Origin of the sequence: Aliivibrio kagoshimensis, from assembly GCF_050337105.1 — a bacterium.
Taxonomy (GTDB): Bacteria; Pseudomonadota; Gammaproteobacteria; order Enterobacterales; family Vibrionaceae; genus Aliivibrio_A; species Aliivibrio_A kagoshimensis.
The window spans coordinates 1-12695 of the sequence record NZ_JAKJSQ010000088.1 but is presented as its reverse complement, the minus strand read 5'-3'; the positions used below and the strand labels follow the sequence as shown (position 1 = coordinate 12695).

Genomic DNA, 12695 nt, shown 5'->3' with positions numbered 1-12695 from the left:
CCATTAACTCTCTATTGATATAATAATGAAAAAATCATTTAAAACATTAAACCCATTAACCGCATTAAAAAGGAATCACTCATGATTAATTGTGTCATTTTTTGGCGTAGAATCATTCAATTAAAACATATGCTACTCGTCTCTATCTTATTTTTCAGTATGACCCTTCATGCATCACTGGATAATAAAGGTACAGAATTTATTATTGCTTTTTTGCCTCAAATTTCAACGCCCAATATTGAACTGCACCTCACTGGTGATATTGCGACTGATGTTACCATCAACTATCCAATGAACAGCCCAACATTTACTCATGTAGCAAGCATTACCCCGGGCCTTGTTACCATTGTTTCCCTACCAATCTCTACCTCTACAATATGGATGGCCAATCAGATTCAGCATGACCTTATCAGTGCCTCCGCAGAAGATGAGTTTGTCACTTACCTCGTCAACCGAGCAAGCGCGACTTCCGATGCCGCACTGGCTCTACCTGTCGATACCATGAACACGGACTATTTAGTTGCTGACTATAATGCCTTGTTTAAAGGGGAGTTTACTGTTTATGCTGCTTATGACAATACAACCGTCACGATTACCCCTAAGAACTCTATCGTCGGTCGTCCTGCTGGTTTTCCATTTAAGGTGGTTCTGAATCGAGGTGAAGGCTATCACGCAGAAGCAGTATCAAGTGGCGTGTTAGGGTCATTAATGGGCACAACCATTCATGCCGATCGACCTGTTGGGCTTATCAACGGGAACCATTGTACCAATGTCCCTCTTGGTATTAGAGCTTGTGATCATATCTTTGAAGTAGCTCAACCCGTGGTCAGTTGGGGGCTCACTGCTGCCGCTGCAAACCTTCCAAACAGACCATCAGGCACAATTTATCGAATAATGGCTTCCGCAGACAATACGACGGTAAGCATCAATAATACCCCAATAGGGACTATCAATGCTGGCGAGTTTATTGAAACCGCTCCATTACCTGGTAACCAGTATTTCTCTGCTGATTATCCTATTTTTGTAACTCAATATATGACAGGACAAGATTCACCAGAAGCAAACACGGGTGATCCCGCAATGGCAAATATTATCCCATCAGCTCAATACCAAAACCACTACACTTTCTCCACGGTTGGCGGATTTCAGTTTGAGCAAAACTTTGTCACCATTATTGCAGATAACTCAGATGTTGGTTCTATGACTCTAGATGGTGCCGTTATTCCAGCAAACGAGTTTACTCCGATCCCAGGACAACCACTATCGGCAGCGGTTCTACCACTCCCAGATGGGCCACATACGACTGCCTCGGTACATCCACATGGCATTACTGTGGAGGGCTATAACAATTACGACTCCTATATCTATCCAGGGGGCGCGTTATTCCAGTTTATTAATCCAAGAGGTGATGCGTTCAATCCAGTTTGTACTGTGGTTATTTCACCAGACCGCACATTTGCCAGTGGGCAGGTAACGGATAACCATCCAACGGAGGACCAAAACAATAACGGGGTATTAGATCCAGGAGAAGATAGTAATAACAATGGCATTATCGATACAGATACGGGAGTGTTCTTTGTTGAAGCCTCTCTTCAAATCAATGCCACTATTAGCGTCAATCCTTTTATTCCTGGTGACCCAACGGCATCTTACAGCGCGCACTTAATCGACCCATTACAACCCGGCTCTATAACAATAATGGGGACCGATGGCGCGGGTAATCAATGCTCGACTCAGTTGGGTCTTGATCCTAAGATTCAAAACCAGCTGATGTGTGATGTAGACCTTGATCGCGATGTAGATAAAGACGATATTTCAATCATTCGAATGGCAAGAAACACACCAGTTCCTCCGAATGACCCTAGAGATGTCGACAACGATGGCATTATCACTATGAACGATGCAAGGAAGTGTGTCACTCAATGTACCGCGCCACGATGCGCCGTATTGCCTCTTTAATCAAAAATGGAGAAACAGATGAATAATTTGATTAAAAAACTCGCAGTGATTATCACCCTATTATCACTCAGTTTAAGCGCACAAGCGGCCATGTTGAGCATGGACCCTGATAATCAGTTTACCGGCCTTGGGGATAGTGTATCTGTCGATATAAGGATACAAGATCTACAACCTCACGAATCGGTCGGTGATTTTGATTTTGACATCATATTTGATGATACCAAACTGATTCTTGACTCCGTTGCTTTTGGCGCTGGTCTTGATTTAGGGAATCTTACAAGCTGGCCAGATTGGTCTATTCCGGCTCTGTCGCCGAACATTATCAATATCAATGAACTTTCATTTGAAAGTCCAGCAGATCTGTTCGAATTTCAACCCGATGATTTCACACTGGCAACCTTACACTTTACCACCACAGACTTTGGTGTTGCGATGGTAGACTTTGCCAATGTTTGGGCACTGGGTGATCAATTGGGTGATCCACTGATGTTTATTTCAGCCCCAGGAAGCATCACGATTCCTGAGCCTAGTAGCCTTGCCGTATTGTGCTTAGGTTTACTCCTACTAAGGCGGAAATTGACACGTTAATTTAAAATTTTCAAACCTTTAACTGCCGCCTAGCGATCTAACTAGGCGGCTTTTCCACATTAGATACGGCTTGAAACTCTTCCATACATGATAGATATTAATGTCTTCATCTTCTAATTCAGTCACGGTATATAATGAACATCGAGCGATTAACCCCAAACATCGGTGCTGTCATCTCTGGTATTAATCCAGCACACTGCTCTGATTCTGAATTCTCCGACATTTACCGCGCTTGGCATCAGTACAAGGTGATATTTTTTCGCGATGTCTCCTTAACACCACAGCAGCACCTCTCTCTTGCAGCACGATTTGGTGAACTCGAACCGGTGCACCCTTTTTTCCCAAATGTTAAAGAGGAACCACAAATCAGTATCATTGAGACGACTCAAGGCAATGCGCCCTTAGAGAGTGAATGGCACACCGATTTAACCTGGCGAGAAAAGCCGTCTAAAGCTTCACTTCTACATGCTCAAACAGTGCCTCAATGTGGTGGCGATACCATTTGGTGTTCGATGTCTGCGGTGTTTGAGGCATTATCAGAACAAGAAAAATCTGCCTTACGTCTGCTTAACGCCACCCATTCACTTCATGCTTTTAAAGAGATCGATTCTGAGAAAATCACTCAACAATGGCACAAAGATCTGATTGCGGTTTCTGAACGTAATCCTCCAGTAGTACACCCTATGGTCAAAACCATTAAAGAGAGTGGTCAAGAGGTGCTCTATATTAATGAGCAGTTTACTCGCTCAATTAATACTATGAGCCCAATTCAAAGCGACAAACTACTCAATAAACTGTTTCTCCTTGCTCGACAACCGGAGTACCAAGTGCGTTTTCAATGGCAACCTAACTCGTTAGCCATTTGGGATAATCGATCCACTCAGCATTATGCCGTTATTGATTATGGTGATGCACCTCGTAAACTACATAGAGTAACAGTGACGTAATTATTGAGCTTGTTTTACCAGTAACAACGCCGCTTCGTGTTGAGCATGAACAAATGATGAGATTGAGAGTGTCTGCAATGCTTCTTTCTCTTCTTCACGATTAATATTTACGACTAAATTGGCGGCAGGATAATACTCTAACACCGCCTGACATATCACCTTTTTTTCTCGCAGCTCGCTTACCGTAATAATAAGACTTGATGACTCTTCAACTCTCAACGATGTTAAAACGGGCAATTTTTCTAAATGGCCAAAGTAAGCTTTATAACCCCGCTCTCTCGCTAACAATACATGTTGTAAATTATCCGAAATAATCACAAAAGAGAGCTTTGATTTCTCAAGCTCTGCGGCAACAATTCTTCCCACGGTCGAAAAACCACAAACCACGGTATGTTTCTTGTCATTAATGGGGGTAATTTTATCCGACTCAAAAAACTCAACGACAAACAATGACGCCAGCTTGTAGATATTATTTACCATAAAAGGAGTCACTATCATGGACAACACGGTGACTAATATTAAAAAACCCCCTAGCTCTACACTTATAATTTTATGATTGAGCGCTAATGAAAAGATAGCAAAAGAAAATTCCCCAATTTGACATAAAGCAATGGCCGTTTTAATGGAATCACTCTTATTCGAAGCTCTCAACATTAATAGAACAATCACAGCCGCTTTAATCATCATCACAACCACAAGCACCGCTACGACTAAATAGAAATGAGTGGCAAAATAGTACATATCAATTTTACTGCCTATAGAAAAGAAAAAAGCCCCTAAAAGAATGTCTTTATAAGAGGCAATATCGGATTCCACTTTTACATGATAATGCGTTTCCGCAATGATCATTCCAGCAATGAACGACCCAAACGAATAGGTGAAACCCATGTCGTGTGCGAGTAAAGAAGCCCCAATGACTATCGCCAGTACCGAACCTAAAAACAACTCTTCCAGTCTCGCATTGCTAGAAAATTGCAGTAACCACTCAATGATTTTCTTACCTAGCGTAAACATGAACACAATGATGACTGTCGCTGACAAGGCTGTTTTAAACAAAACATCGCTGAAAGAGAGTTGGTCATTCGCTAAGAAACTCATTAACAACAAAATAGGTATCACGGCCAAATCCTGAAAAATCAAAATGGCGACACTTTTTTCTCCATATGGAGTAACAATATCTTTCGATTTTTTCAAGTACGTTAATACAATCGCTGTCGATGAAAGGCTAAATGCCAACGCGATGATAAGTGAAGAGGTCATATCCAGTTCAAACACAACATGTGCTAGGAAGAATATAATTAACGCGCTCACCCCTACTTGGAGTAGTCCATTAACAAAAATTAAATTCTTCATTTTTTTCAATTTACTAAAAGACATTTCAAGCCCAATAGTAAACATTAAAAACACAATTCCGAACTCTCCTATTAGCTCTAAAGCTTGAAGATCTTTACTACCATTAAACTCAAACCAATTACTAATGATGGTTCCAGTGATGATATAACCGATGATGTGTGACACGGCGAATTTTTTTAACACGATATTTAAAACACTTGCGATCGCCAACGAAACAAATGTGATTAAAAGAATGGATTCCATCATGCCCTCAACTCATTGCTACCAATATAGTAGAGACAAAGCAAGATAGAGACCAAAGTCACTGCTCAATCGTCGATAATTTTATCAATATATATCAATTGGTTACCTTGCCTCCTTTATAAAAAGAGCAATATAAATGCGCTATTTTAAGCACTTTGCACCAAAACTGTGCTTGATCGCTCAGTTGAGTCTTAACTGCTGAGTACGTTATTATGTAGACCCCATCTTGATTGAGCGAACTATGACACACCCCATTTTGTACTCTCTACGACAATGCCCTTATGCAATGAGAGCGAGGTTAGGCATACTGTTAGCGCAACAGCAGGTTTTGTTGCGAGATATTGTCATGAAGAATAAACCGAATGAGATGCTGATTTCGTCGCCCAAAGCCACGGTTCCAGTGTTAGTGCTTAATGACGGCCAGGTGATCGACGAAAGCCTCGATATTATGACTTGGGCCTTATCACAACACGACCCTCAATCTCTCTTGGGCAAGACTCCATCAGAAACACTTCCCGATATGCTCACATTGATCGAAAAGTATGATGAGGCGTTTGTTAATGTTCTGAAGAAGTACAAAGCAGCCGCTCGGTATCATGATCCACAAGAGGAAGCACATCGTCAGCAGTGTGAACCGTTCATCCAAGAGCTTGAAAATAGACTTACCCTACATCGTAATGTCATGGGTGAAGCCCTGAGTCTTGTCGATTACGCTATTCTTCCTTTTATCCGACAATTTACTCGTGTTGATAAGAAGTGGTTTGTCACTGCGCCATACCCGCATCTACAAAACTGGTTAGAGCGTCACTACCAAAACCCACTATTTTCAAAAGCAATGAAAAAATATCCTCAGTGGTTAGAGAATAGAGAAACCATTATCTTTGGTTAATTGCCAACACTCGAGACCCACATTATCTCCGTCGGGTATCACATGTATATACTCAAAGCCGCATTTGCTCACCACTCTGAGTGACGGTATGTTCTCTGATAAAATCAGTGCTTCTACCGTCATGACCTGGGTAGATTCAAACGCTCTTGCCGATAACAGCTTGAGTGCGAGTGTCGCAATTCCCTTCCCGCGTATTGCACTTGATACGTTATACCCAACTTCAACAACCCCACTAACTGGGGCCGCTTTAAAACCACAACAACCCACCACCATGTCAGTGCATTTATCCACCATTAAATAAGGCATAGACCAAATGGATTCCACGCCGTCATTAGTAAGGTTCAGTGATCGTTCAAACACATGTTTCGGTGGAACCGCATCATCCGCTAGCCGTAGACCTTGCCAGTGATCTTTACTATTCAATAATGCCCGTATGTCGTGCTCATCCAGTTGCTTTAAAACAATATCCATTACCCCTCCATTTCAGTGTGCTTAGTATTAATAATTGTTGATTAAAAAGACAGAACAACTTAACATGCATACAAAATACATGTTAATAAAGATAAAGGTACTATAATGGCTATCTCATTCAAAAAAATGTTTAAAAAAGATGACAACGACACAGGTTCTGCAGTATTAGCAGAGCACGTTGAGACCGAACAGGCAACAGCAGTTAATGAAGACGCTGCAGATACAGAGAAAAAGAAAGGGAAACACGGTGAGCCAGGATTTTGTTGCGGTTCATGTTCATAATAATTTGAATAATGAAGTAACTGTAAACCTCAAGCCAGCGAGGTTTATGGTTATTTCAATCTTTAACCTGTCAGGTGGTTATCACCTGTAACTTCGGCCAGCATGTCAGCCACTTCTTGGAGGTAACACGCTGTTCAAATACCGTAAGTAACCGACGTGGATTATAGGTAACCTGCAATTGCCAGAGCGATTCAGTGCCAAAAGCCGAAACCACCTCATACTCCCCCTCTTCGATTTTTCTTACTGCAATGGCTGTCTCTTTTTCAGGCCAAAAACCCATGGCATCTAATGTGCTATTGTAAGGCTCATCGCCATTACGAGTGTGCATCACCGCTTGGTTTCTTACCTGCCAATTCATAGTGGGCATTCGGCGTTTAAGAATTGATTGATGTGACTTTGCATTCTCATGCGCTGCTTCATCAGGTTTGAAATAGATAACATCAATATCATTCAAGTTGGTCGGTTCTGTATACCCATGGAGATGATCCCACACCATATTTCGAACAAAACCCGCCGCAACATAACACTGAGGCAAATTAAGTGCACAAACGGCATCTATTATCTGCACTCTTAGCGGGTCTTGCTTTAACAGCTCAACAATTCTACTCATTACTTAACATTATAGAATGCACAACCGTTGTCCACTGATATTATATTTCAGAAGCGAAGTAAGCCAGTATCTCGGCCTCTGTCATCTCTCTGGTTTTATTTGAAAAACAGTAATAATCTGGCTTTAAGTCACTGAAGTATTGCATGCTCATTGTGGCATCTTTGAGTGATGGAAAAAGACCAAGCGGCATATTGTAATGGCCTGTTTTTTTCAATCGATAGAACAGATGAGTGCCGCAATCGACACAAAAACCGCGTTCTGCCCATGCTGAAGAATCAAATGTTTTTACCTTTTCGAGCCCATCAATGCTCACTTCACTCCCACATTGAACCGCAAAGAAAGGTCCTCCTCCCCACGAACGACAGCTGTTACAATGACATACGGTAAAGCTTGGATTAACCGTTGCTGCAGTCATTTTTACCGCACCGCATAGACAACTTGCTTGATGAGAACTAATATCTGACATCTTCTATTTCCCTATTGTGTTGGTTGTTTTTTTATCCACGGAATCATCAAACTGTTATACCACTACTGTGTGTCAATACCTGTCAGGAGTAATCAGCCTTAAGATATTATCAACCGAGATCTCATTTTGTGAATGTCAAGATGGTTTAATTTCATAAAAATAATAGATATGTCACAATTTTTTCGTGATTTCTAATTAGAATCAGCTTCAGACGTTAATGTTATGGAGTAGCTATGAAAGAAGTACAGTTTAGGACAATTGATAAGCTTTTTATCAAAATGTCGATTAACGATAAAATGTGGGCGATTTTTGCACTTTTCTTATTGGCATTGAGTGCTACAGCGCTCGGTCGATACCAGCAGACAATCAACCATATTGAATCTGAGTCTGTCGCATATGCAGAAGCCAAACTATCTGGCGTTATTTCTGTATTAAACCAAACCGACAAGGCCGAGATCTCTAATTTTGGTATTAAAAAAGTAAATACGCTTAAGGATAGCCAAAATAATAAGGGGGTAGTTACGGTAACCGCTCAGTCAGCAGGCCACTACTACTCACTCACTCACGATTTTTCGCAGCAAGAATCATCAGCCAAACAGCAAGCCCTATCCACTTTTTTACTTACTTTTTTATGGCTATTACCTATTGGGTTGTTTTTATATTGGGTTGCAACTTTCTTAGGAGGCGCCCTATGGGTGCTCTACAGCACGACACTCAAAATTGCAGATGGTGATTTGACCTCCCGTTTAGGCTTTCACCCTGGTCGTGATGAATTCGGGACAATTGGTTGTGCACTTGATAATGCAATGGATACCTTGAGTGAACTGGTTATTTCAGTTAAAGAGAATGTCTCTACATTAAACCTAACCACCTCTTCTTTTCAAAAAGAGATGAATCAGAGCCAATTGCAAATCACTAATCAATACGCCTCTTTAGATTCAGTAGCAACGGCAATGGAACAGATGACCGCTTCAGCTCATGAGGTATCATCGGTTGCAAAACAAGCCACGGCAAAAGTGGAGGGAGACTCTCAATATGTTGATTCCAGCTATCAACGTGTGCAACATGTTATCAGCGAGATTAAACAACTATCAGGTTACATCACCGAGACCTCAAGTTCAGTGGTCTCTTTGAACGAGAATACCACTCATATAAATGATGTCATCACCACAATAAATGCCATCTCAGAGCAGACGAACCTACTAGCACTTAACGCTGCTATTGAAGCCGCTCGTGCTGGAGAACAGGGACGTGGATTTGCTGTTGTGGCTGATGAAGTTAGAACCCTTGCTAGTCGAACTCAAACGGCAACTGTTGAAATCCAGTCAATGATAGAAAAATTGCAAACTGAGAGTAAGAATATTGCAGATATCACGTCTAAAACAGTCGAACAAGCTCAAACTAGTAGCGAGTTAATCAGTGATATTGGAAATGATGTAAAGGGGATCTCTGAATCATCAAGAGAAGTGATGGACATGAGTATTCAGATCTCTACCTCTGCAGAAGAACAGAGTGATGTGGCCAATAACATTGCCACAGAGCTGAGTCATATTCGTACTCAATCAAATACGATTACCCAAGTCGCTGAACAATCATCGATGGGCGTGTCTAAACTTTCTATTGCCACCGCTTCTCTTGGAGAGATTCTAGAGCGTTACCGCACATCATAAGAGTGACACACAAAAAAACCCCCAACGCCGTTACATTGGGGGCAACATAAAATCATGTTCAATAGTCGTGACAATCATGAAGCAAACAAGAGACTACTACTGAGTAGCGGCACCTTGTTCAACCCAAGTACCGATGAGAGTACGTTCATCATCAGTCATTTGAGTGAGGTTACCCAGCGGCATAACTTGCGTTTGTACTGCTTGGGCCATAATACGAGGGACGTTCAGTTTAATGTCGTCCGCCGTATCTAAAATGACACCACCAGGGGCTGTTTGAAAAGCAGGATGAGTTGGTGTCCCCGAGTGACACACAGTGCAACGCTCTTCAATCACAGATTTAATGTCTGTAAAAACCACTTGTGCTGGTTGTGTTGTTGGTGCCGCTTTTTGCTGGGCAAGAGGTGAAGTCACATACGCTAATGTAATCATACCTAACGCGGCGACTGGCACTGTCCATGCAAACTTTTGACTACCGTGACGTGTATTAAAGTAGTGGCGAACCAGAATACTAAATACCGCAAGCCCAGATAGAATTAACCAGTTAAACTCTGAACCATAGGTACTTGGAAAGTGGTTACTGATCATAATAAACAGCACAGGCAGTGTTAAGTAGTTATTATGACGAGAACGTAGCAATCCTTTCGCTGGTAGAGCAGGATCCGGTTCGCGGTTTTCTGCAATCGCTTTTACCAAGCTTCGCTGTGACGGAATGATCACTCGGAAAACGTTGCCGACCATAATCGTACCAATCATCGCGCCGATGTGGATATACGCTCCGCGTCCGCTGAATACTTGTGATAATCCATAGGCAGCGCCAACCAGACCAAAGAACAGAATGGCACTTAACAGCACAGGCTTTTTACCTAATGCAGAATCACATAACAGATCATAGATAAACCATGCGGCAATTAATGAAGCGACACCTAGAGCAATTGCACTGGTAGAGTCTAAACCAGAGCCTGGAGCAACGAGATAGATATCGGCATTGAGGTAGTAAACCACCGCCAGTAAAAGCATGCCGGTAATCCAAGTGAAGTACGCTTCCCATTTAAACCAATGTAGGTTTTCAGGCATGGTTGATGGCGCTAACTTATATTTCTCTAGATGGTAGATCCCTCCGCCGTGTATTGCCCATAAATCACCCGTTAAGCCAGTTTTGGGGTTAACACGGTTTAGGTTGTTTTCTAACCAGTTAAAATAGAACGATGCTCCTATCCATGCGACACCAACAACAATGTGTGCCCAACGAACTGCTAGATTCAACCATTCGGTAATATGCGGATCCATAAATTACTCCTTTAATTCTTCCAGTACTCCCCCTCTCTTCGGGCAAATACTGTTCATACCTTCTTAATATTGTGATTTCCTGCTAGGCAGGAGGTTAAGTTGATTTCGTAATAGCTGTCTGACCCTTGACTTACATATCACGAAGACGAAACAATGCGATTTTGTTGATCTGTGTAATCGCCTGCGAAAATTCGGTTTCAAGATCGTTATCAATACGAGCTTCAAACGACTCTAAAATCTGAAAGCGATTCGCCCCTTTCACTGCCATAATAAAAGGAAACTGAAAACGCGCTTTATACTGATTGTTATAACGGGTAAATTTCTCAAACTCTTCTGTAGTGCACTGATCAATACCCGCTCCTGATTGCTCTGAGGTCGATGATTCAGTCAACGTACCGTCCATCGCGGCTTTCCCAGCTAAATCTGGGTGGGCATTAATAAGATCGAGTTGTTTTTTCTTATCGGCACTCAACAATATTTGAGACATTTTTTGATGCAACACCTCTATCTTGTCGTCATTACCAGTAAGACCACTGTCAAAGGCGGCCTCAGCGACCCATGGGCTGTGTTCATACACATCAGCAAAGTGGCTAACAAAAAGCTCTCTTGTCATGGTTGAAGGCTGACAACTTACAAAGTGGCTCATGGTTAGTACTCCTGCATACTGGCGTGGGGATGGTTTTCGTGCCAGTGTCTAGCAATATCAATGCGGCGACATAACCACACTTGATCGTGTTGTTTTACATATTCTAAAAAGCGCTTTAGTGCCGCAATTCGCCCTGGTCGACCAATCAGACGGCAATGCAACCCCACTGACATCATTTTTGGTGCAATTTCGCCCTCTTCATATAACGTATCAAACGTATCTTTTAAATACTGAAAGAACTGATCGCCAGAGTTAAAACCTTGCACTGTTGAGAAGCGCATATCATTGGCGTCTAATGTATATGGGATCACTAACTGAGGCTTATCCCCCTCGGTATGCCAATAGGGTAAGTCGTCATCGTAGGCATCAGAGTCATACATAAAGCCCCCCTCTTCTGCAACAATCTTACGGGTATTTGGACTGGTACGTCCGGTATACCAGCCAAGTGGACGCTCACCAGTAATCTTGGTGATAATATCGATCGCTTTATAAAGGTGATCACGCTCTTGCGCATAATCCATCTTTTGATAATCAATCCAGCGGTAACCGTGACTGCAGATTTCATGATTGGCTTCCACCATCGCTTTTGCCACATCTGGATGACGCTCTAAGGCCATCGCGACAGCAAAGATAGTTAACGGGATATCATACTTCTCAAACAGACGCAGCACACGCCATACACCTGCTCGGCTACCATATTCATAAATAGATTCCATACTAATATGGCGTTCATTTGGAAAAGGTTGAGCGCCTGGGATCTCAGAGAGAAAGGCTTCAGATTCAGCATCACCATGCAAAATACTACGCTCGCCACCCTCTTCATAATTCAATACAAACGACACCGCCACGCGAGCACTATTTGGCCAGTTCGGATTTGGCGGAACCTGACCATAACCGATAAGATTTCTTGGATAATCCTTGCTCATTGAACAGCTCCTTAATGAAATTGACGTCAAATTACTTTCTTTGCCAAAATAAACGACTTTCTTGGATGAGGCATACCTTTAACGCCCTAATGTTTTTAATTTGTACCATGAATTGTATACAATCATCAAGAAAAATGTAAATATTTTGTTTCTAAACTAATGGTGGACACTAATCAAGTGTAAAGGCTAATGATATTAAGTGCTAACTGACAGCGAATGAAACTATACAGTCAACGCAAAGTAACATTATTGCAACATTGTTCTTTACTAATTAAAAAATTGTGTACATAGTTAGTAAAACATAAAAACAATTGAATTTAATTTGACCTATTTAATCATAATGAAGATTGTAATAGAG

The 12695-nt window shown here is 41.8% G+C and carries 13 protein-coding genes; 6 read left to right on the top strand and 7 right to left on the bottom strand.

The genetic code is table 11. From position 1 onward, the window contains the following. Window positions 1-81: 81 nt before the first annotated feature. From L4C32_RS18685 to L4C32_RS18675, 3 genes are all read left to right on the top strand, one after another. Complete coding sequence (locus tag L4C32_RS18685; protein ID WP_428198407.1) at window positions 82-1959, top strand: IgGFc-binding protein; 1878 nt, start codon at window positions 82-84, stop codon at window positions 1957-1959. 18 nt (window positions 1960-1977) lie between these two features. Continuing rightward, a complete protein-coding gene (locus L4C32_RS18680) occupies window positions 1978-2547 on the top strand; it encodes a PEP-CTERM sorting domain-containing protein (protein WP_428198406.1) in 570 nt (189 codons plus the stop codon). Window positions 2548-2678: 131 nt separating this feature from the next. Next, on the top strand, window positions 2679-3494 hold the full coding sequence (locus L4C32_RS18675) for a TauD/TfdA dioxygenase family protein (RefSeq protein ID WP_428198408.1): 816 nt from the start codon (window positions 2679-2681) through the stop codon (window positions 3492-3494). Here L4C32_RS18675 and L4C32_RS18670 read toward each other — a convergent pair whose 3' ends face one another. After that, window positions 3495-5093, bottom strand: coding sequence for a cation:proton antiporter domain-containing protein (locus L4C32_RS18670; protein ID WP_428198405.1), 1599 nt, complete (start codon window positions 5091-5093; stop codon window positions 3495-3497). A gap of 238 nt (window positions 5094-5331) precedes the next feature. Between L4C32_RS18670 and L4C32_RS18665 the strand changes: the two genes are divergently transcribed. Next, window positions 5332-5979, top strand: a complete 648-nt coding sequence (locus tag L4C32_RS18665) for a glutathione S-transferase (protein ID WP_428198404.1) — start codon at window positions 5332-5334, stop codon at window positions 5977-5979. Here L4C32_RS18665 and L4C32_RS18660 read toward each other — a convergent pair. Beyond that, on the bottom strand, window positions 5947-6450 hold the full coding sequence (locus tag L4C32_RS18660) for a GNAT family N-acetyltransferase (protein WP_428198403.1): 504 nt from the start codon (window positions 6448-6450) through the stop codon (window positions 5947-5949). The two genes, L4C32_RS18665 and L4C32_RS18660, sit on opposite strands and share 33 nt — an antisense overlap. Before the next feature lie 105 nt (window positions 6451-6555). Here L4C32_RS18660 and L4C32_RS18655 point away from each other — a divergent pair, with 105 nt between their 5' ends. Next, entirely contained in the window at window positions 6556-6732 is a 177-nt protein-coding gene (locus L4C32_RS18655; RefSeq protein ID WP_428198402.1) for a CCGSCS motif protein, read from the top strand. 70 nt (window positions 6733-6802) lie between these two features. Here the strand turns inward: L4C32_RS18655 and L4C32_RS18650 are convergent, their stop codons facing one another. Together L4C32_RS18650 and L4C32_RS18645 are read right to left on the bottom strand one after the other, a co-directional pair. Continuing rightward, window positions 6803-7342 (bottom strand): nucleotidyltransferase family protein, encoded by a 540-nt coding sequence (locus tag L4C32_RS18650; RefSeq protein WP_428198401.1) that lies wholly within the window; start codon window positions 7340-7342, stop codon window positions 6803-6805. A gap of 40 nt (window positions 7343-7382) precedes the next feature. Continuing rightward, window positions 7383-7808 carry a GFA family protein gene (locus L4C32_RS18645; protein ID WP_428198400.1) on the bottom strand — a complete coding sequence of 142 codons (426 nt, stop codon included), beginning with the start codon at window positions 7806-7808 and terminating at the stop codon, window positions 7383-7385. 233 nt (window positions 7809-8041) lie between these two features. On the opposite strand from L4C32_RS18645, the gene L4C32_RS18640 reads away from it, so the two are divergent. Then, window positions 8042-9478 (top strand): methyl-accepting chemotaxis protein, encoded by a 1437-nt coding sequence (locus tag L4C32_RS18640; protein WP_428198399.1) that lies wholly within the window; start codon window positions 8042-8044, stop codon window positions 9476-9478. A gap of 96 nt (window positions 9479-9574) precedes the next feature. Here the strand turns inward: L4C32_RS18640 and L4C32_RS18635 are convergent, their stop codons facing one another. The 3 genes from L4C32_RS18635 to puuE form a co-directional block, all read right to left on the bottom strand. After that, window positions 9575-10765 carry a urate hydroxylase PuuD gene (locus L4C32_RS18635; RefSeq protein ID WP_428198398.1) on the bottom strand — a complete coding sequence of 397 codons (1191 nt, stop codon included), beginning with the start codon at window positions 10763-10765 and terminating at the stop codon, window positions 9575-9577. Window positions 10766-10895: 130 nt separating this feature from the next. Further along, window positions 10896-11411 (bottom strand): 2-oxo-4-hydroxy-4-carboxy-5-ureidoimidazoline decarboxylase, encoded by a 516-nt coding sequence (uraD, locus tag L4C32_RS18630; protein ID WP_428198397.1) that lies wholly within the window; start codon window positions 11409-11411, stop codon window positions 10896-10898. Between the two features lie 2 nt (window positions 11412-11413). Beyond that, window positions 11414-12337 (bottom strand): allantoinase PuuE, encoded by a 924-nt coding sequence (gene puuE, locus L4C32_RS18625; RefSeq protein WP_428198396.1) that lies wholly within the window; start codon window positions 12335-12337, stop codon window positions 11414-11416. Window positions 12338-12695 lie beyond the last annotated feature (358 nt).